At 60.1% G+C, this 18,659-nt stretch carries 19 protein-coding genes and 1 riboswitch; of the genes, 14 read left to right on the top strand and 5 right to left on the bottom strand.

Annotated features, from left to right (window positions below):
• Positions 1 to 4 precede the first annotated feature (4 nt).
• A complete protein-coding gene (locus QN219_RS21720; RefSeq protein ID WP_284002045.1) occupies positions 5 to 685 on the bottom strand; it encodes a sugar transferase in 681 nt (226 codons plus the stop codon).
• Between the two features lie 785 nt (positions 686 to 1,470).
• Here QN219_RS21720 and QN219_RS21715 point away from each other — a divergent pair.
• The 12 genes from QN219_RS21715 to QN219_RS21660 all read left to right on the top strand — a co-directional run bounded on the left by QN219_RS21715 (position 1,471) and on the right by QN219_RS21660 (position 14,006).
• Complete coding sequence (locus tag QN219_RS21715) at positions 1,471 to 1,761, top strand: exopolysaccharide production repressor protein (RefSeq protein ID WP_284002044.1); 291 nt, start codon at positions 1,471 to 1,473, stop codon at positions 1,759 to 1,761.
• Between the two features lie 190 nt (positions 1,762 to 1,951).
• Positions 1,952 to 3,001, top strand: a complete 1,050-nt coding sequence (locus tag QN219_RS21710) for a glycosyltransferase family 2 protein (RefSeq protein ID WP_284002042.1) — start codon at positions 1,952 to 1,954, stop codon at positions 2,999 to 3,001.
• Positions 3,002 to 3,752: 751 nt separating this feature from the next.
• A complete protein-coding gene (locus tag QN219_RS21705) occupies positions 3,753 to 4,238 on the top strand; it encodes a thermonuclease family protein (RefSeq protein ID WP_284002072.1) in 486 nt (161 codons plus the stop codon).
• Complete coding sequence (locus QN219_RS21700; RefSeq protein WP_284002040.1) at positions 4,235 to 4,492, top strand: hypothetical protein; 258 nt, start codon at positions 4,235 to 4,237, stop codon at positions 4,490 to 4,492. Before QN219_RS21705 ends, QN219_RS21700 begins: the two co-directional genes overlap by 4 nt.
• A 688-nt stretch (positions 4,493 to 5,180) precedes the next feature.
• Positions 5,181 to 5,516, top strand: coding sequence for a hypothetical protein (locus QN219_RS33885; protein WP_289624218.1), 336 nt, complete (start codon positions 5,181 to 5,183; stop codon positions 5,514 to 5,516).
• Between the two features lie 6 nt (positions 5,517 to 5,522).
• Positions 5,523 to 6,317: a glycoside hydrolase family 16 protein gene (locus QN219_RS21690; RefSeq protein WP_284002038.1), complete on the top strand. Its 795-nt coding sequence runs from the start codon at positions 5,523 to 5,525 to the stop codon at positions 6,315 to 6,317.
• Positions 6,318 to 6,422: 105 nt separating this feature from the next.
• The gene (locus QN219_RS21685; RefSeq protein WP_284002037.1) at positions 6,423 to 7,631 is read left to right on the top strand and encodes a glycosyl transferase family 1; all 1,209 of its coding nucleotides are present in this window, start codon (positions 6,423 to 6,425) and stop codon (positions 7,629 to 7,631) included.
• Positions 7,628 to 8,620, top strand: coding sequence for a glycosyltransferase family 2 protein (locus QN219_RS21680; protein ID WP_284002035.1), 993 nt, complete (start codon positions 7,628 to 7,630; stop codon positions 8,618 to 8,620). Before QN219_RS21685 ends, QN219_RS21680 begins: the two co-directional genes overlap by 4 nt.
• Positions 8,620 to 9,561, top strand: a complete 942-nt coding sequence (locus QN219_RS21675) for a glycosyltransferase family 2 protein (RefSeq protein WP_284002033.1) — start codon at positions 8,620 to 8,622, stop codon at positions 9,559 to 9,561. The genes QN219_RS21680 and QN219_RS21675 overlap by 1 nt, the downstream gene beginning before the upstream one ends.
• A complete protein-coding gene (locus QN219_RS21670) occupies positions 9,558 to 10,571 on the top strand; it encodes a glycosyltransferase family 2 protein (RefSeq protein ID WP_284002032.1) in 1,014 nt (337 codons plus the stop codon). Before QN219_RS21675 ends, QN219_RS21670 begins: the two co-directional genes overlap by 4 nt.
• Positions 10,572 to 10,575: 4 nt before the next feature.
• On the top strand, positions 10,576 to 11,481 hold the full coding sequence (locus QN219_RS21665) for a UTP--glucose-1-phosphate uridylyltransferase (protein WP_283978169.1): 906 nt from the start codon (positions 10,576 to 10,578) through the stop codon (positions 11,479 to 11,481).
• 158 nt (positions 11,482 to 11,639) lie between these two features.
• On the top strand, positions 11,640 to 14,006 hold the full coding sequence (locus tag QN219_RS21660; RefSeq protein ID WP_284002031.1) for a polysaccharide biosynthesis tyrosine autokinase: 2,367 nt from the start codon (positions 11,640 to 11,642) through the stop codon (positions 14,004 to 14,006).
• Here QN219_RS21660 and QN219_RS21655 read toward each other — a convergent pair.
• The 3 genes from QN219_RS21655 to QN219_RS21645 all read right to left on the bottom strand — a co-directional run bounded on the left by QN219_RS21655 (position 14,003) and on the right by QN219_RS21645 (position 16,189).
• Positions 14,003 to 14,257: a hypothetical protein gene (locus QN219_RS21655; protein WP_284002074.1), complete on the bottom strand. Its 255-nt coding sequence runs from the start codon at positions 14,255 to 14,257 to the stop codon at positions 14,003 to 14,005. The genes QN219_RS21660 and QN219_RS21655 overlap by 4 nt on opposite strands.
• Before the next feature lie 213 nt (positions 14,258 to 14,470).
• A complete protein-coding gene (gene thiD, locus QN219_RS21650; protein WP_284002030.1) occupies positions 14,471 to 15,265 on the bottom strand; it encodes a bifunctional hydroxymethylpyrimidine kinase/phosphomethylpyrimidine kinase in 795 nt (264 codons plus the stop codon).
• Between the two features lie 110 nt (positions 15,266 to 15,375).
• A riboswitch (TPP riboswitch) is annotated at positions 15,376 to 15,478 on the bottom strand.
• A gap of 114 nt (positions 15,479 to 15,592) precedes the next feature.
• Positions 15,593 to 16,189, bottom strand: a complete 597-nt coding sequence (locus tag QN219_RS21645) for a TetR/AcrR family transcriptional regulator (RefSeq protein ID WP_284002029.1) — start codon at positions 16,187 to 16,189, stop codon at positions 15,593 to 15,595.
• A gap of 72 nt (positions 16,190 to 16,261) precedes the next feature.
• Between QN219_RS21645 and bdcA the strand changes: the two genes are divergently transcribed.
• Both bdcA and QN219_RS21635 read left to right on the top strand, forming a co-directional pair.
• Positions 16,262 to 16,975 carry an SDR family oxidoreductase gene (gene bdcA / locus QN219_RS21640; RefSeq protein ID WP_284002027.1) on the top strand — a complete coding sequence of 238 codons (714 nt, stop codon included), beginning with the start codon at positions 16,262 to 16,264 and terminating at the stop codon, positions 16,973 to 16,975.
• 249 nt (positions 16,976 to 17,224) lie between these two features.
• Positions 17,225 to 17,662 carry a hypothetical protein gene (locus QN219_RS21635; RefSeq protein WP_284002025.1) on the top strand — a complete coding sequence of 146 codons (438 nt, stop codon included), beginning with the start codon at positions 17,225 to 17,227 and terminating at the stop codon, positions 17,660 to 17,662.
• Between the two features lie 357 nt (positions 17,663 to 18,019).
• Here QN219_RS21635 and QN219_RS21630 read toward each other — a convergent pair whose 3' ends face one another.
• Positions 18,020 to 18,535 carry an acyl-CoA thioesterase gene (locus QN219_RS21630; RefSeq protein ID WP_284002023.1) on the bottom strand — a complete coding sequence of 172 codons (516 nt, stop codon included), beginning with the start codon at positions 18,533 to 18,535 and terminating at the stop codon, positions 18,020 to 18,022.
• Positions 18,536 to 18,659 lie beyond the last annotated feature (124 nt).

Genomic DNA, 18,659 nt, shown 5'->3' with positions numbered 1-18,659 from the left:
GATTTCAATAGCTGCCGCGTGAGAAGCAGACGGCAGGGATCGTCTTGACGACGATGGCAAGGTCGGCAAGGAGCGACCAGTTCTGGACGTATTGCGTATCGAAGGCCACTCTGGCCTCGTAAGATACGTCATTGCGGCCGCTGATCTGCCAAAGGCCGGTCAGACCAGGCCGGGAACGCAGATAGTAGACGGCAGCCGAATCATAAAGCTCAAGTTCGTCCTCGACGACCGGGCGCGGGCCGACCACGCTCATTTCGCCGCGAATGATGTTGAGAAGTTGCGGCAATTCATCGAGGCTGAGCTTGCGCAACACGCTTCCTACAGCGGTAACCCGCGGGTCGTGCTGGAGTTTGCGGGTCGTGCGCCATTCCTCGTAGGCGGCTGGATTCTGCTTGAAATAGTCCTTCAGCACACAATCGCCGTTTTCCATCATCGTCCGGAATTTCAGGCACTTGAAGGCCTGACCGTTGTGGCCGATGCGGCGGTGTCCATAGAAAACGCTCCCGCCATCAGAGAGCTTAACGAGCGCCATGATGAGCAGGAAGAGCGGGCTGAAGAAGATAAGAGCCAAGGATGCCGCGGCAACGTCAAAACTTCGTTTTGATATGCCACCTATCGGCCGGAAGACCCCGGTCTCTTGTGCGATGAAAAACGGCGAAGTAGCCGAGCGAGTCGCGGACTTCATAGAGGTGACTCCATTTACGTTTTGCGATTGTCGGTCCCGCAGGACGCGGGTCATCTAGCGCGAGTGTATGGTGAGAATTTGTTTTTTGAAGGCAAAAACAAGGCCGCCTCCGCGGGCATCCTCGCCAGAGCGTTTTGACCCTTTGGGTGCACGCACTATTACTAAAATTTAATTACAAACATCCGCAATTTATAATCATGATAATTTGTCGCAAGGTTGCCACTTTGAAACATTGGCCGGGCGTAAGTCTTGCGGATCGCGAAGTATTACAGCGATCCTATCGTTGTTTCACTCGGACGGGCGGGAGCGGCGCGGACACGAAATTGACAAACGATCGATCCGGTTCGCTTTTTTGCATTGCACCATAGTTTTGCAGTGCACATTTTTGTCGATCTTTACGAACACTACTTGTAACAAAAGTTGATCAGGAAAACTCCTTTGGCAGCGCCGAAAGATGCAGCAAACAGAATGAGTTCGCATTTACCCCTCTCAATTTAGGGGGCTCGCAAACGAACCAGTTCGTATCCAATCTTCGTAGGTTTTGTTGCATTTCGTTCAATAGCAACACCATCAGTTGTATTCCGACAATGATCACTCCAACGTGATGTGCCCCTCGCGTGCAGTGAACGTGACGGAAAGATTTTCGCGATAAAAAATAGTAGCGACAAAGTTCTGCTTTGCATGTTGAAGAGAAAAGAGACCACTAATATAGTGAAAAGAGTGGGAGGAGAGGCGTAAGAGTCCGATGAACATTCGCATAAAGAATCCGAAGGCGGGGTAGCGGGATGTTCGCACCGCGCGTCTTTGCCAGCATGATCGGCGCATTGGTGGCATTTGCCATCGCAACCTACATCCTGAACGGCTCACTGATATCAACGGCGATACAGACACTGATCTGCGCCGTGCTGATGCAAGTCGGATATTTTATTGCCGTCGTCTTCCTGGTCTGGAAGGAGGCCCGAGCCCGGCGCAATTTATCCCCCAGCAAGATACCGGTCGAACATTCTTCCGATGACAAGCAACCAGGCAAGGTTTCCATGCGTCGTCTGAACCGCGCGGGCCACTCCAACCGCTAGGTTCCCGATCTTCCGTCGATCGCCTCTGATCAAGGCAGCAATGTGGGAGCGGCATCGGCCGCTGCGTTTTGCCGCACTGCAAAAAATTTCAAGCTTGACGCGTTTGCGACATGATCGCCGGACATGTTTTACAGGTCCGGTGGAAAATTGCATTACACCGACGCATCTCGATCACCTGCTGGAGGCCAGTATGACCGCAGCCGCGCCGACAAACGTCTGCATTATCATTGCCGCAAAGAACGCCGCCGACACGATCACCAGGGCGATCGCCTCCGCGCTTGCCGAACCGGAAGCCGCCGAAGTCGTAATCATCGACGACGGTTCGACCGATGACACTGCCCGCACTGCACGCGCCGCGGACGACGGAAGCGGCCGACTGAAGGTGGTCCGCTTCGAAGAAAACCGCGGTCCGGCTGCCGCACGCAATCATGCGATCTCAATCTCGCAATCGCCGCTTCTTGGCGTGCTTGATGCCGACGACTTCTTTTTCCCTGGTCGACTTCGTCAGCTTCTCTTAGAGGATGATTGGGACTTCATTGCAGACAACATCGCCTTCATCGACGCAAGCCAAGCCGACACTGCGCACGGCAGGATCGGCCGTTTCACGCCCCAGCCCCGCCTGCTCGATCTTATCGGCTTCGTAGAGGGCAACATCTCCCGGCGCGGCGTTCGTCGCGGCGAGATCGGCTTCCTTAAGCCGTTGATGCGACGCTCGTTCCTCGATGAACATCGGCTCCGCTACAAGGAAGACCTGCGCCTCGGCGAAGACTACGACCTTTATGCCAGAGCGCTGACCAAGGGCGCTCGCTACAAGATCATCCATAGCTGCGGCTATGCCGCCGTCGTGCGGGGCAATTCGTTGAGCGGTAGTCACCGCACGGACGACTTGAAGCGACTCTACGAGGCGGACCGGGCGATCCTCACCGAAAGTCCATTGAGCACCGATGCCGCGACCGCCATCCGTCGCCATGAGCGCCACATCCGGGACCGCTACGAACTGCGCCACTTTCTCGACCTCAAGAACCAGGCGGGCTACTTGAGCGCGATAGGCTATGGTTTCAAAAATCCCGGTGCGCTTCCGGCGATCGTCGGCGGAATCCTTGCCGACAAGACCGAGCGCTTTCGGCCGCGTCAATCGTCGGCGCCGGTCGCTCTCGGCGGCTCAGGCGCCGTCCGCTATCTGCTTGAGACGCCCATGGTCGAGCCGGGGGATAGCGGCAAAGCTCAACAGAGTCCGTAACGCCGCGCTCGCGAGGCAGCGCACAGGATCGCGGCCTACATAGAGTGGCCTCGCAAAAGATTGGACGCGACAGGCCTTGCAATTGTCCATTGGAACTCCCACATCTCGTTTAACAAGTTGCCTGTGCAGATGTCGGCGAGATCGCCTGACCTGCAGGCAGGCTTCGCGCTTGTGCCGCTGACCACGGATGTACTGGCAGGGTAGAGCAGCGAAGAGGAAAAGGTCGGGTTGCCCCGGCCTTTTTTGTTGCCCTTGCGCCGGAAAAGGAACGCTTTTTCAGCCTTCGCGTTACCGCTTCAACAGTAACAACATCGAGGTGAGCGGCATGAAGGGCATCATTCTGTGGCTGATGGGTGTTCCCCTGATCGTCATCGTCCTGCTTTATATGTTTGTCTTCTAGATCATTTCATTGGTTCGTCGAAACCGTGAAATGATCCGACTCTTGAGAATTGCTCTGGGCGCGGCGAAGCGTTTGCGCTCCGCCGCGTCGGACAGAACTGTTCAATCAGCGGTAAGGCGTTTTATGCTACCAATCACCCAAAGTTTTGTAGGATGCGCACGACGAGCCACCTGAGTTAGTCTGACAGCCAATGAGGCTGGATGGGAATGGCGCATGATCGGCTTTGTAACGGCGGCAACGGCCTTCCACGGCAGACTTCCTGCTTTTCAGCGCCGACCGAAATCGGATTGGAACGCCGCCCGGTGTCCAGTAACGAAGCGAAAAGTTAATTTTTTCCTGGTTCTGTTGGTCATGGCCAACAGCGCGCAAGGAGCAGAGCCGATCGTCGGCCAGGCGTCGGTTATCGATGGCGATACCATTGAAATCGCCGGCGAGCGCATCCAGTTCAGTGGCGTCGACGCACCGGAAGGCTGGCAAGTCTGCTCGGATGAGAAAGGCTCAGACTTCCGATGTGGCAAGGATGCGGCGTCTGCTTTGGACGCGTTTCTGGCGGCGTCCCGCCCTACGCGCTGCGACCTCGTCAAGCGCGATCGTTATGGCCGTTTTGTCGGCACCTGCTTTCGCGCCGACGGCAAAGACGTGAACCGCTGGCTCGTGGAGACCGGCAATGCCATTGACCGGGAAGAACACAGCAAGGGCGTCTATGCTGAAGCGCAGGCGACCGCCCGCTCGGCCGGCGCCGGAATTTGGCGCAGTCAGTTCGGCCGGTCATGTCCGGCGCCGGCCGGACGCGTGAACCGAAAGCCGACCTGTGAAGGTAGCAAGCGAAATCAATGATCGTTGAAATCTGGATCTTATGCAGCATCGTGACCGCGGTCGTGGCCGCGCTCAGGGGCGGCCATAGTCTTCGCTGGCTGCTGATTGGTTGCGTTCTCGGCCCCGTGGGCATCATTGTCGCGCTTCTGATGCCTTCGTTGAAATCGGAGGACAGGGCTGCGGCAGCCGAGCAGAACGACAATGCGGAGAACGATGCCAGACCGCTGCTGGAGGACGAGGCGCACACCGTTTCCGCAAAGCAGGGCGATGATTGACGCGACCGATTGCCCCTTCGCGCGTCCGACATACGCGCCGCGCCATTGCATGTTTCCGTAGCCTATTTAAGGTTAAAAACCTGCATCAAGTCAAAAAGGCGATGTAGATCGCGAAAGGCAGCTCCGCGGCACTGCAATTTGCACAGCGCCCAACCATGCTCCGAGTTCGCGTAACCGCCACAAGGCGAGGCGAGCTTGCCAAACAGGGCCGGCATAAATATCCGAGCATGTTCAACGGTTTTGTCGTCTTGCCGGCTCACTTCGATCGAGAAGCTACAAAGCTGCCCAAACCTTGCCGCAATTCGTCGCGTCCTTGCTCCAGGGCCAGATTATTCTCCAAAAAAACATTCAATTTAAAAAAATCATATTTCCGAGACTCAACCCTTGATTGCCCCAGAATTTTGCAGGGCACAATTTCTGCAACATGCGGCGAAACCGAGGTTTTTCGAAGAAGGACGGCACGGGGCGGTAGCCGCAGGTTTTCAAGGATTCACTCCTTAGGTGCAGTGCAACATGATTCGTTTCATTTTTCTGTTGCACTGCCATATTTTTTCTTCGCCCGTGCCCTAGTTTGTCTCCTACGAGCTCAAGACTGCTCTGTTGAAACGGCTGCCGCCGAGGCGCTGCCAGATAGGGAGTGACTGACATCGTGGGTATGAACGCGAATGTTTCGTCGCGAGTCGATCTGATGCGCATTGTGCTGGTTTCCGGCATCGTGTTCGTGCACGTCCCGTTTGATCGGCAAACGAGCGCATTCCCGGGCGCTTACGGTTTTCTGGACTGGCTCCGCTTCCATCCCGGCGAAGGTCTGTTCTGGAGTGGCATGAGGTTTGCAGACTACCCCCTCTCCGACTTCACGATGCCGATCCTGGTGATCGCAGTCCTGGGCGCTTGCCACGATCTAGTGAAGCGACTGGCAACCGATCTGCTCGGCGGCACGGCCGGAAGCCGAGCAGATTCCGGGCGAATGGCGCTTCCGGCACAAGATGGCGGGCAGGCAAGCTATTCGCCGCAACAAAGGTAAATGACAATGACACCCGACCGTTATGCGCGTCTGCGCCGCCTCACACTCGTCATACTCCCGCTTGCGAGCCTCGCCGGAACCGCGACCGCCCAGACGGGCGCCAATGGCGCGTCCTTCATGGACGACTTCGACACACTGAACACCGGCTTCTGGTTTGTCTCGGACGGATGGAACAATGGTCCTCACCAGAATTGCACCTGGTCCAAGAAGCAGGTAAAAATAGCCAACGGCATACTGGAGCTGGTCTTTCAAGAGGGCAAGAAAGGCGAACGCAATTTCGTCTGCGGTGAAATTCAGACCCGCAAGCGCTTCGGCTATGGCACTTATGAAGCACGGATCAAGACAGCGGACGGTTCCGGGCTGAATTCGGCTTTCTTCACCTATATCGGCCCGACTGACAAGAAGCCGCACGACGAAATCGATTTCGAAGTGCTCGGCAAGAACCCGGCAAAGGTCCAGCTCAATCAATATGTCTCGGCCAAGGGTGGCAACGAACATCTTGCCGATGTTCCCGGTGGCGCCAACCAGGGCTTTAACGACTATGCCTTTGTCTGGGAGAAGGAGCGGATCCGTTATTACGTCAACGGCGAGTTGGTCCATGAGGTCACGGATCCAAAAAAGATCCCGACCAACGCGCAGAAGATATTCTTCAGTCTCTGGGGCACGGACACCCTCCGGGATTGGATGGGCACATTTTCCTACATGGAGCCGACAAGGCTCCAAGTCGACCGCGTCGCTTTCACGGCCCCCGGCGACGAATGCCAGTTCGCCGAGTCGGTCGCATGCCGCTTGAGTGAGTGATTTCTGAGCATTTGACCAAGTATTGAGCATATGCAGCAACATGTTGCGATGCACAAGAAACTGAATTAAGCTCGGCCGGGGCTGAGCACGGAAACGGATGTTTTCATGCTGCAGATACTTTATTTGGCACAGGACCTTGCCGATCCTGCGGTGCGTCGTCGAATTCTGACGCTTGTCGCGGGTGGCGCGAAGGTGACGCTTGCCGGCTTTCGCCGCGACGTCAATTCGCTCGCCGCGACGCATGGCATCGAGCCGATCGAACTCGGCGTGACAGCCGACGGACGCTTCGCGCAGCGGATCGGAGCGGTTGCCTCCGCCTGCCTTTCGCTCAAGAGCAAGCTGGCGAATGTCGGAAAGCCCGACCTCATCATCGCCCGTAACCTCGAGATGCTGGCCGTTGCCAAGCGTGCCGTGGCGCTTTTCGGCGGCGGGGTCCCGATTGTCTATGAATGCCTTGACATACACCGGTTGCTCTTGCGCAAGGACGTCGTCGGGCGCGCGCTTCGTGCCACCGAAGCCCACCTCGGACGCGACGCACGTTGGCTGATCACCAGTTCGCCGGCCTTCATCGAGCACTACTTTCGCCCGCTCTCGGGGCTCGACGCACCAGCACTGCTTCTCGAAAACAAGGTCCTCGAAATCGACGGTCCCGCCGATCGGATCGCCGACTCGGCGCAATGCCCTGTGCCCGGTCCGCCGTGGAAGATCGGCTGGTTCGGGGCATTGCGCTGCAGTAAGTCGCTTGCGCTACTCGCCGACTTCTCGCGAAAGATGGAGGGCCGCTTCGAAATCGTTCTCCGCGGCCGGCCCGCCTACTCCGAATTCGAGGATTTTGACGCGTTCGTCCGAAATGAGCCCTTCATGAGCTTCGAGGGCGCCTATCGCAATCCCGAAGACCTCGCCGACATCTATGGTGGCGTCCATTTCACGTGGGCGATCGATTTCTTCGAGGAAGGCCAGAACTCCGCATGGCTGCTGCCGAACCGCCTCTATGAGGGATGCCGTTACGGACGGGTTCCGATAGCCATGAAAGGCACGGAGACGGCGCGCTTTCTCTCGGTGCGGGGCATCGGACTGGTGCTGGAGGAGCCCAACGCGGAGAGCCTGGCCGCTCTGCTCGGCCCGATGACGCCGGATCGATACATCGAAGCGACTGAGGGCGTCGCCCAATGCAACCCGGGAACCTGGGTGTTCGATCGTACGGACTGCGAGGCACTGGTGCGGCGCCTCACGGCGCTCGCAGCCGAAACGCCTGAGGCGATACCGACGCCGGCCGTGCCGGAGCCCCGCCACAACGAGGGTGGATTGCTATGAACACCGACTGTTTGACATCCAGCCTGATCGTAATTCCTTGCCTCAATGAGGCGCAGCACATCGAGGGACTGGTCACGAAGCTGCGGCCGTGGCTGGGGCCGCTGAACGCAACGATTGCGATTGTCGACGGCGGCAGCACCGACGGCACGCGCAAGATTGCGAGCCGTCTTGCAGCCGAGGACGAGCGTGTGCTTTTCCTCGATAACCCGAAGCGCATACAAAGCGCCGCGATCAACCGCGCCGTTTCGGAACTTGGGGCCTCCTTCGACTACCTGATCCGCATCGACGCGCATGGAAGCTACCCGGACGACTATTGCCAGCGCCTCGTCGAAGAGGCCTTGGCGACCGGCGCCGACTCCGTGGTCGTGGCAATGGAGACGGTCGGCGTCAGCACCTTTCAGAAGGCGACTGCCTTCGCGCAGAACTCGAAGCTTGGCAACGGTGGCTCCAAGCATCGGGCCGGCGCCACCGGCCATTGGGCCGACCACGGACACCATGCGCTTATGCGCATCGCCGCTTTCGAGGCGGTCGGAGGTTATGACGAGACCTTCAGCCACAACGAAGACGCCGAATTGGATTATCGCCTGGGAAAAGCCGGTTATCGCATCTGGATGACCGACAAGACGAACATGGTCTACTATCCGCGCGCGAAAGTCGGTCCGCTCTTCCGGCAATATTTCGGTTATGGCCGGGGCCGGGCGAAGAACTTCCTGAAACATCGCGCCATGCCCGGCTTGCGGCAGTTGTTGCCGCTGGCGGTAGCACCCGTGGCAGTCGGGGCGCTACTCGCGGTCGTCAACTGGATCGCCGTCATCCCGTTCGGCGTCTGGGCCTTCGCGTGCCTTGGCTATGGAGCATGGATGGTACTCGGTGAGCGAAATCCCTATGGGCCGCTGGCCGCGATCTCGGCCATGGTCATGCATCTCGCCTGGTCGGCCGGCTTCTGGCGCGAGCTTCTCGACTTGCGACGGTTTCGGGTGATCCCATGATGGCAGCGACCGACAAAGCCTCGCCGGCGCGGATCGATATTGCCGTCTGCACCTTTCGGCGGCCGGAACTCGTCCAGACGCTTCGTTCGCTCGCCGCAATCGCGGTGCCTGCCGGGGCCGCGATCCGCATCATTGTCGCGGACAACGACATCGAACCCAGCGCAAAACCTCTCGTGGAGGCTCTTCGAGCGGAGATGCCCTTCGACATGACCTATGTCCATTGCCCGGCGTCGAACATCTCGCTCGCGCGCAACGCCTGCCTCGACAGCAGCACAGGCGATTTTCTCGCCTTCATCGATGACGATGAGACCGCTTCGAAAGAGTGGCTCGTAAACCTGCTGGAAGCGGCGCGCACGACCCGCTCCGATGCGGTTCTGGGGCCTGTCCGTGCCACCTATGGCACGTCGGCACCTGCCTGGATGCGTCGCGGCGACTTTCATTCGACCCGGCCCGTTTGGGTCGGCGGTGAAATCCGCACCGGCTATACCTGCAACGTCCTGCTGAACATCGGAGCGCCTGCGCTTAATGGCCGTCGTTTCAAGCTCGCACTCGGCAAGAGCGGCGGCGAGGATACGGACTTCTTCGCCGCGATGCATGACGCCGGGGGAACCATCGCTTTCGCTTCGGAGGCCTGGGTCGATGAGCCGGTTCCGGAAAAACGCGCCTCGCTCTTATGGCTTTCGAAGCGTCGCTTTCGTTCCGGCCAGACGCACGGCCGCCTGCTGGCGGAGAAATCGAACGGTTCGCGGCAGCCGTGGAACCTGGCTCTGGCGTCCGCCAAGTCGGTCTACTGCTCGTTGGCGACCCTGCTTTTTCTGCCTTCTCCGGTGCATCGCTATCGTTTTGCGTTGCGCGCGATCATGCATGCCGGCGTCGTGAGCGGGCTTCTCGGTCACAAGCAGCTCGAACAATACGGAGCAACGGGAGTGACGTCGGCATGAGTGAGTTCGTTCCGGACGTCACCTTTGTTGTGGCTGCCTACAATGCCGCGGACACGATCGTCCGCGCCGTCGAGAGCGCGCTTCGCCAGGAAGGCGTTGCCGTCGAGGTGGTTGTCGTCGATGACCGTTCATCGGACGGGACGGTGGGCATTGTTTCGACAATCGGCGACCCGAGGGTGCGGCTGTTTGCGCTCGAGCACAATCGCGGTCCCGGCGGGGCCCGCAACGTGGGCTTGGCAGCGGCGCGCGGCAAATGGATCGCGGTTCTCGATTCGGACGACACCGTAAGGCCGGATCGGCTGGCGCGAATGATCGAGCGCGCCGAGAAATCCGGAGCTCAGGTCGTCGTCGACAATCTCGACGTCGTTTCGCTTGATGGGCGCAGCGTTAGAATGTTCTCGGAGGCTGAGCTCGTTCGACAACCACTGTTGACACTCGCCGCCTTCATCGGGTCGAACGTGATTTTTCGCTCGCAGCACAACTTCGGCTACATGAAGCCGGTCTTCGAGCGGCGCTTCCTCGAGGAGCATGACCTTCGTTTCGACGAGGCGCTCCGGATCGGCGAGGACTATATTCTGCTTGCCTCCGCCCTTGCCTCCGGAGGCCGCTGCGCCATCGAACCCTCGGCCGGCTACATCTATCATATCCGCGAGGGTTCCATCTCACGCGTGCTCAAGCTGGACCATATCGACGCCATGATGTCCGCAGATGAAGCGTTCCTGCGCCGCTATCCGCTCGATGTCCTGTCGGAAAGAATGCAGCGCAAGCGTACCCGCGGCTTCCACCAGGCGCGTTCGTTTCTCCTGCTGGTCGAGCAGTTGAAAAAAAGATCGTTGGCCGGCGCGCTGAAGGCCGCGCTCGCCGACCCCCTTGCGCTTCGGCATTTGCACATGCCGATCGCCGTACGACTGCGCCGCCTTGCGGCGCGATCCGCAGAGACCGCCCCCATGACGGTGGCGGCTGAACGATCCCCGCTGGGCGGCGAGAGCCCTCACACAAGCAAAGGATGATACAATGGACCGTATCAGGACCGTCAGAAAAGCAGTAATTCCGGTTGCCGGAAACGGAACCCGGTTCCTTCCCGCAACGAAAGCCGTGCCGAAGGAAATGTTGACGATCGTCGATCGGCCCGTAGTTCAATACGCCGTGGACGAAGCGCGTCAGGCCGGTATCGAACACATCGTCTTCGTCACCAGCCGCAACAAGCAGGCGATCGAGGACCACTTCGACGATACGCCGGAGCTCATCTCGTCGCTGTCGCGCTCGGGGAAGAAAGCACAGATTTCCGAGCTCGAAAGCATGCTGCCGACCGCCGGGTCCGTGAGCTTCACACGCCAGCAGGCTCCGCTTGGTCTCGGCCACGCGGTGTGGTGCGCACGCGATCTTATCGGCGACGAGCCTTTCGCGCTTCTGCTTCCCGACATGCTCTCCTTCGGCGCACGCGGCTGCATGGCCGGACTGATGGATCTCTATCGGGAAGTCGGAGGCAATGTCGTCGCCGTCGAGCAATGCGCCCCCGAGGACGCGTCCAAATACGGCATCGTCGGCAAGGGCGGAACGGTTCGGCACGGGTTCGCGGTAACGCAGATGGTCGAAAAGCCTACCCCAGAAGAGGCACCGTCGAACTACTATCTCAACGGGCGCTATATCCTCCAGCCGGAGATCTTTTCCATTCTCGCGCACCAGCAGCGCGGCGCGGGCAACGAAATCCAGTTGACCGACGGCATGCTGAAGCTTTCGACGACACAGCCCTTCCACGCCCATCCCTACGAGGGCAGAACCTTCGACTGCGGTTCGAAGCAAGGCTTCATCGAGGCAAATGTCGCTTTCGCGCTTAACCGCGCGGATATCGGCGAGATGGTTCTCGAATCCGTTCGCGAGATTGTCCTGTCTCACGAAAGCCGCATCCGAGCGGCATAAGCAAATGTTTCCCGGCGGCTCCTACAGCGCCGTGCGTCTTTTCAGACGCACAAAGGTCGCTGTAGCAGTTTGAGTTGCTGCATGTTTTTAATCCTTAAATCGGCTACGATGTAAGGAAACACGCAGCAGGAGCCGCCGGCGCACGGACCGGAGAAAAAATGAACAGAGCGGCCCCCATGAAACAGAGAAGTGTCCCCTTGAGCATCGTGCCCCGCGAGGAAGAAGCCGACGGTTTTATCGATCTTGATCGACTTCTGGCGATTGTCGTTCGCAGGGCCAAGCTGGTTGCGGCCTTTGTTGTCCTCTTCATCATGCTGGGTGTCGTCTACCTGCTGTTTGCGACATCGATCTACACTTCCATGACGCAGATTCTGCTCGACGAGAATCTGTCCAAATTTGCCGAGGAAGAGCCAACGCCCGCAAACAGCCAGATGCTGGACACGCAGATCGCAAGCGCCGTGGAGATCCTGAAGTCCGGCGAGCTTGCCCTGCGGGTTGTCGACAAGCTGAACCTTTCCGAGAACGAGACGATCATCAATCCGCCGCGTTCGCCGGTTGCCATCGTCAAGGATTGGCTGAGGACAGCGACCGGCCTCTTTTCGTCGGGTCCCGTAGTTTCGGAGGAGGCGGCACGCAACGGCCGGCGATTGAAGGCAGCAGCGTTGATTCAGCAGGCCCTGACGGTCGAGCGCGTATCGCGAAGCTCCGTAGTCGCACTGGCCTACAAGTCGAGCGATCCCCTGCTTGCCGCTACCGTCGTGCGTGGCTATGCGGAAGCCTATCTCACCGATCAGTTGAACGCCAATTTCGAAGCGACGGAACGGGCTTCGGTCTGGCTGCAGGAACGCCTCGCGGATCTGCGGCAGCGTTCGCTCGCGGCAGCACTCGAAGTTGAGCGGTTCAGGAGCGAAAATGGTCTGACCGCCGCGCGCGGTGAACTGATGTCAGAACAACAACTGTCGGACCTCAACAGCCAGCTCATCGTCGCCCAGGCCGACACGGCCAGCGCCTCCGCGCGCTACAACCAGTTCAAGTCGATTATCGACAAGGGGCCCGAGACCGCCGTAAACAACGCGACCATCTCTCCCAAGGAGGGAGACAACATGGTTATCCGCGATCTCAGGGCACGCTATCTCACCGTTGGCAAACGCGAGCAGGAGGTCGCCCAGAACTTTGGCGAGGACCACCCGCAGGCTGTATCGCTCAGGACCGAGCAGGCCGACATCGCGCGGCAGATCTACCAGGAACTGCAACAACTGACGGCAAGCTACAAGAATGAATACGAAGTCGCCCGCTCACGCGAGTCGTCGTTGCGCGAGAGCATCGAAGGGGTCGTGGGCCGGAACACGAACGCCAGCGAGTCGCTTGTTCATTTGAGGGAGCTCGAGCAGAAGGCCGCGGCGCTCAAGACGCTCTACGAGTCCTACCTCGGCCGCTACGAGCAGGCGGCGCAGCAACGCTCCTTCCCGATCGCCAAGGCCCGGGTCATCTCCGAAGCCGGGGTTCCCACGGCCCCGTCGAGCCCGAAGAAGACCTTGACGCTTGCACTTTCCGCCGTGCTCGGCTTGATGGCCGGCGGCGCCTTCGCCGCGTTCCAGGAGTTCCGCGAGAGAACCTTCCGTCTTGAAGACGACGTGCGCACCATCCTCGGCCACAAGTCGCTCGGTTATGTTCCGCTGGTCGGCATACGAACGAAAAAGTCTGCGGAACTCGTGCGCACGCGCTTTGCGTCCGACAGGCAACCAGAAGCGATCCCCGAAGGAACAGTGGAATTCCAGCGCCTGTCGCGCATGGTCCTCGATGCGCCGCAATCCTCTTTTGCGGAAACCTTCAGGAACGCCAAGCTCGCCTGCGATCACATGCTGCACGGTAACGAAAGCCGCGTGATCGGGATCGTTTCGGCGGTTCCCGACGAGGGGAAATCCGTCGTCGCCGCAAACTTCGCGGCGCTGTTGGCCGCAAGCGGCAAACGAACGCTCTTGATCGACGGCGATATCCGCAAGCCCGGCCTCACCCAGATGATCACGCCCGCTCCGCGCACGGGGCTCGTCGAGACGCTGATGGGAGAGGCCACCTGGCCCGCCGGCATCAAGGTCGACCAGCGGACCAAGCTTGCCATCTTCCCGGTCGGCGGCGAGGCGTCCCACCATCAACCGCATCAAAGCCACGAACTGCTCGCCTCGGCTGCCATGGCAAACCTGATCGAGAACGCGCGCAGCTCGTTCGACTACGTGGTCGTCGACCTCGCGCCGCTGGCACCCGTCGTGGATGCGAAGGCCTTTGCTCCGCTCGCCGACGGTTTCATCTTTGTTGTCGAATGGGGAAGAACGCCGTCCCGATTGGTGCGCGATGTCCTGCACTCCGAGCCGCAGATCAATTCAAAGGTGCTTGGGGTTATCCTCAACAAGACCGACATGGATGAGCTTTCGAAGTACAGCGACTTCGGCGGCGTGGAAAAATATCGGCATCGTTACGGCAAATACTATGTCGAGCATACGATCGACGGGAACCGCCCCGCAGCTTAGCCCATGGATCGCGTCCGCATCTGCGAAAGCAGGTGCGGACTGCCGTCGGTTTCATCGAAACCGGGAACGACCTGACTTTGGATTTCCGCAGCGGCGAAAGCCATCATGACGGCTTTCGATCGACCCCGACGATCCAGGCCAGCGCCGTCAGTACCACGTACCACCACGACCGCCAGCACAGCGAGTGCCAGCGCATAAAACAGGAAAAACTCCGCAAGGCTCGGAACGGGCCGCAGGGCGCGACCCAACACGGTCGGCGACCGGCGCCAACCGGCAGTTCGTCTCGGTTGAAAGCTTCCAAACGACGAGCAAGGAACTGCATATATCCCTGCCTTCGTGGAACCGACGACAGCATGTTTTGCGCGTCTGATAGGACGCGCGGCGCTGTAGAGCCCATTAACAATGGACGAAATCATGTTGCGTCGCAACCGGGGCGACACCGAGTCGCCTGGAGCTCGCGGCCACTACCACCAGCCGTGGAAGTGGTGCACGGGACCGCGTCCTTTGCCCACGGCCAAGGCATCCGCTGCGGAAATCGCAGCGTGCAGATAGGCCTTGGCGGCGCGCACGGCATCCGTTAGTGGCTGCCCGAGCGCGAGGCCGGCCGCGACCGCTGCCGAAAGCGTGCAGCCCGTGCCGTGATCGTTGATCGTGTCCACCCGCGCAGCCGGGAGGCGGGTAATCATGTTGCCGTCGAAAAAGAGGTCGGTTGCCTCGCCGTTCTGCAGGTGCCCGCCCTTGACCAGAACCGAGCGGGCGCCGCTTTTGAGAATGGCTTCGGCCTGCCGTGCCATCTCCTTTTCATCCTCCGCGACGGAACGGCCAGTCAGCAATGCGGCTTCCGGCAGGTTTGGAGTGGCGACAAGCGCCAGTGGCAAGAGTTCCTCTGCCAGAGCCGCGACCGCATCCGGCCGCAGCAACCGGTCGCCGGAAGTCGCCACCATGACCGGATCCACAACGGCGCGCTTGCCGAAACGGCGCAGCCCGTCGGCAATGGCGGCGATTGTTTCCCGGCGCGAGACCATGCCGATTTTCACGGCGGCGACGTCGAGATCGGAAAATACCGCATTGATCTGTGCCGTGACGATTTCCGGTGAAAGGTCGGCGACGGCGGTGACGCCCCTCGTGTTTTGAGCCGTGACCGCCGTTATGACGCTGGCGCCATAGACACCGAGGGCGGAAAAGGTCTTGAGGTCCGCCTGAATGCCGGCGCCGCCGCCGGAGTCGGACCCGGCCATCGTCAGTGCGATCGCCGTCATCGGATTTTCACCGCGACAAGGGGTAAGAAAGGAGAGTGCATCATCGGTCGGTCTCCTGATCGGAATATCACGGAGATCCAGGAAATCGCGAAGACGTGGCTGGAGGCCATCAAAGGCCCTGTTCCCGTTCCTACGCCGGCATGACCCGGATCAGGTTCAAGGGTTCAGCTCACCGCCATCTCAGCACCGTTCGGTGCTCCCCTCGGAATGCCCGCATTGTATCGGACAGCTGAACCGGTCTGTCAACGTCGCCTGGCCGTCGCACGGCAGAGTAGCCGAGCCTTCATCGCCGCGACGCAGGCAGAGCACGATTGAGTGCCGCGAGACTTATCGCGCCTTGTCGGACATGAACGCCAGCGATGCCGTGCGCCCGATTGCGCGCAGTCGGGCGGCACCGAGACCGTCGCGGGCGCTTGCCGAGAGGCCCGCCAGGATCGCCATCACATAGTCCGTGATCTCGTCCGCGCGGTCTGCCGCTCGGTCAGCAATCGCATCGCGCACCACCTGCCGGCTCCGACGCCACAGCGTCTTTGCCTTGTCGCAAGCGACCGCATCCGTGCCGCCGCGCGCGCCTTCGATAACCAGGCAACCTGTCGCCTCGGGATGTGCCGTGTAGGCAACGGCCGCAGCATCGAACAGGGCCGCCAGCGCTTCGTTCAGCGGCCTTTCCGGCGCGAGCAGACGATCGAAGTCCAGCCCCTCCGTCTTCGCATAACGCTCCAGCGCACGCCCATAGAGATCGGCCTTGCTGCCAAATGCGGCATAGAAGCTCGGCGGATTGATCGCCAACGCTCCCGTCAGATCGGCAAGGCTGACGGCGTCATATCCCCGTTGATGGAACAGCGCCTGCGCTTTGCCGACTGCTTCGTCGACGTCGAAAGTACGGGGCCGCCCGCGCGAGTTCACTTTTTTTGTATTGGTCACTACAAAATCCTTGCACCAACCTGGAATTCTCATTATGTAGCGTTTACTACATTTTTTCTCAAGGAGCGAACCATGGCAAATTTCAGCGGCAAGAAAATCTTCGTCATAGGTGGTAGTCGCGGTATCGGCGCGGCCATTGTCCGGCGTTTTACCGGTGAAGGCGCGACCGTCGCTTTCACCTATGCGGGCTCAACCGAAGCAGCAAAGGCACTCGCTTTGGAAACGGGCTCGACCGCAATTCAATCCGATGCCGCGAACCGTGATGCGGTCACCAAAGTCGTCAGGGATCAAGGCGCGCTCGACGTGCTCGTCGTGAATGCTGGATCGCTCATCCTCGGCGATCCGCTTGAAGTCGATGCGGATGCCGTCGACCGTATGATCGACGTCAATGTGCGCGCGCCTTATCACGCGGCGGTCGAGGCGGCGCGGCAGATGCCCGATGGGGGCCGCATCATCATCGTCGGTTCGGTCAACGGCGACCGCATGCCCTTTGCCGGCGGAGCCGCCTATGCGCTGACAAAGTCGGCGGTGCAGGGCATGGCCCGCGGCCTCGCGCGCGACTTCGGAGACAAGGGCATAACGGTCAATGTCATCCAGCCCGGCCCGACGTCCACGGACATGAACCCGGAGGATGGTCCGATGAGCGAATTCATGCACAGCTTCATGGCGATCAAGCGCCACGGCCGCCCGGAGGAAGTCGCCGGTTTGGCCGCCTATCTCGCCGGTCCCGAAGCCGGGTTCACGACCGGCGCGCTCCACACCATCGACGGCGGGTTCGGCGCGTAGCACGCCGCCGCGATCAAATCCCGCACGCCGGTCGCAACCGGCGCGCGGTTGTAGCTGCTCGGCAATATCACCGGACACGCGCAAAACGGTCTCGCACCACGGCCACATCGTTGTGAAGGCTGCACATTTTGGTGAAAGCGGCTCCCCAGAGCACATCGTGATTGGACTTCGGCACCCGTAAGAGTCACCTTTATAGCGGGCTAAATTCGGAACTGGGGCGGAGCAACTATCGTCTGAATGGAGGCCAAAATGAAGCACCATGCACTCGACCAACTGCAGATCGTCGCCGAGGTCAAACAGGATTTCCCACGCCGGCTGACAACGCGCGCTGAGCGCCTGGAACGCTGGGCGGAACTCCTGGAACAAATCCCCCATCGCCACCTCTCGACGCTGCACGAGACCGAGTATCAGCCGGCCAGAGTGCGTGCGACCATGCGCGGCGACGACTCGCCGATCTCGGTCGCATTCAAGGATCCTGTCCTGCGCGCAGCCGGAATGGAAAATGACACTTACGGCGAAGCAAAGCGGTTCTTCGAACTGAGCGACGAGCAATTGCACAGGGTTATCTGCTATTGCCACTTCGGTGCCACGGTGAGTGCTGCCACGGCAGCCCGTCACATCCGTGCAGCGATCTCGGGAAAACAGACAGGCCTGTTCGCGCGTTTGCGCGCGATCTTCGTCGGTTGAAGCGAGCCGGCAACGCTCTGCGGCTCATGGTTGAAGCGGCCAGCTCGACCTGCCGCAGAGCGGATGTCGCCGGATTATTCGATCAGCCCGACCGTTCGGCCGGGACGAAAGTGTTTTGGTCTCCAGGGCTGTTTGTCGGGGCCCGCGTGTGGCCCCGCCTCTTCACGCGCGTGGGATTTTGTCATCATACACTCGCTGCCTGTCGAACTATTTCCCGCTACCAGATGATCACACAGATGATCGCATCATAGGTCAGCTTCGCGCCTCGGTCCGTGCGAGCCCAATATCACTTCACGACAGAGATCGCTCGTACGGCGGAATTGACCGATCATCGCAAGAATAGCCCTGTGCCCCGCCTCAACCTGGCGCCCCTTCCATGTCGCGACCGGTTTGCGCCACCGCCTCCAGACGGTTGGCGAACTCGCGCCGCAGCGTCCGGCGCAACTCAGCCGCGCGATGCCGGCGCTGGTCGGTCGCCGTCTCGGGATGCCATTGCGGTACTTCCACCGGGCGGCCTGCGCTATCGACGGCGACCATGGTGAAGTAGCAGGAGTTCGTATGCCGCCGGGTACCGGCACGGATGTCTTCCGCCTCCACGCGAATGCCGACCTCCATCGAGGTCCGGCCGGCAAAGTTGATCGATGCTCGGAAGGTGACCAGTTCGCCCACCTGGATCGGCTCCTTGAAGATCACCTGGTCGACGGACAAGGTCACCGCATATTGCTTGGAAAAGCGCGAAGCACAGGAAAAGGCCACGCGATCGAGCAGATTCAGCAGCGCACCGCCGTGGACCTTGCCACTGAAATTGGCCATGTCCGGCGTCATCAGAACGGTCATTTCAAGCCGTCGCGCATCCTGCTCCATCGGCGTCATCGGTCCCTATCCTTTTCGTGTTTGCCATCCTGGTCAAAAACATCATAACGCGCAACGGTGACGCCTGTCTGGTTCGTTGTGCGGCGCTGCAGACGGCCCCGGCCGACAGCGCCATGACGTGATG

Source organism: Sinorhizobium sp. 8-89 (assembly GCF_030124325.1).
Classification (GTDB): Bacteria; Pseudomonadota; Alphaproteobacteria; order Rhizobiales; family Rhizobiaceae; genus Sinorhizobium.
Note: the sequence above shows the minus strand (reverse complement) of the source record. Positions and strands in the feature narration are given on the sequence as shown.

What these genes read in the sequence shown, in the direction of transcription:
- QN219_RS21720 (WP_284002045.1), bottom strand. Translation starts at nt 685, where the DNA reads ATGAAGTCCGCGACTCGCTCGGCTACTTCGCCGTTTTTCATCGCACAA.
- QN219_RS21715 (WP_284002044.1), top strand. Translation starts at nt 1,471, where the DNA reads ATGTTCGCACCGCGCGTCTTTGCCAGCATGATCGGCGCATTGGTGGCA.
- QN219_RS21710 (WP_284002042.1), top strand. Translation starts at nt 1,952, where the DNA reads ATGACCGCAGCCGCGCCGACAAACGTCTGCATTATCATTGCCGCAAAG.
- QN219_RS21705 (WP_284002072.1), top strand. Translation starts at nt 3,753, where the DNA reads ATGGCCAACAGCGCGCAAGGAGCAGAGCCGATCGTCGGCCAGGCGTCG.
- QN219_RS21700 (WP_284002040.1), top strand. Translation starts at nt 4,235, where the DNA reads ATGATCGTTGAAATCTGGATCTTATGCAGCATCGTGACCGCGGTCGTG.
- QN219_RS33885 (WP_289624218.1), top strand. Translation starts at nt 5,181, where the DNA reads ATGCGCATTGTGCTGGTTTCCGGCATCGTGTTCGTGCACGTCCCGTTT.
- QN219_RS21690 (WP_284002038.1), top strand. Translation starts at nt 5,523, where the DNA reads ATGACACCCGACCGTTATGCGCGTCTGCGCCGCCTCACACTCGTCATA.
- QN219_RS21685 (WP_284002037.1), top strand. Translation starts at nt 6,423, where the DNA reads ATGCTGCAGATACTTTATTTGGCACAGGACCTTGCCGATCCTGCGGTG.
- QN219_RS21680 (WP_284002035.1), top strand. Translation starts at nt 7,628, where the DNA reads ATGAACACCGACTGTTTGACATCCAGCCTGATCGTAATTCCTTGCCTC.
- QN219_RS21675 (WP_284002033.1), top strand. Translation starts at nt 8,620, where the DNA reads ATGGCAGCGACCGACAAAGCCTCGCCGGCGCGGATCGATATTGCCGTC.
- QN219_RS21670 (WP_284002032.1), top strand. Translation starts at nt 9,558, where the DNA reads ATGAGTGAGTTCGTTCCGGACGTCACCTTTGTTGTGGCTGCCTACAAT.
- QN219_RS21665 (WP_283978169.1), top strand. Translation starts at nt 10,576, where the DNA reads ATGGACCGTATCAGGACCGTCAGAAAAGCAGTAATTCCGGTTGCCGGA.
- QN219_RS21660 (WP_284002031.1), top strand. Translation starts at nt 11,640, where the DNA reads ATGAACAGAGCGGCCCCCATGAAACAGAGAAGTGTCCCCTTGAGCATC.
- thiD (WP_284002030.1), bottom strand. Translation starts at nt 15,265, where the DNA reads ATGACGGCGATCGCACTGACGATGGCCGGGTCCGACTCCGGCGGCGGC.
- bdcA (WP_284002027.1), top strand. Translation starts at nt 16,262, where the DNA reads ATGGCAAATTTCAGCGGCAAGAAAATCTTCGTCATAGGTGGTAGTCGC.
- QN219_RS21635 (WP_284002025.1), top strand. Translation starts at nt 17,225, where the DNA reads ATGAAGCACCATGCACTCGACCAACTGCAGATCGTCGCCGAGGTCAAA.
- QN219_RS21630 (WP_284002023.1), bottom strand. Translation starts at nt 18,535, where the DNA reads ATGACGCCGATGGAGCAGGATGCGCGACGGCTTGAAATGACCGTTCTG.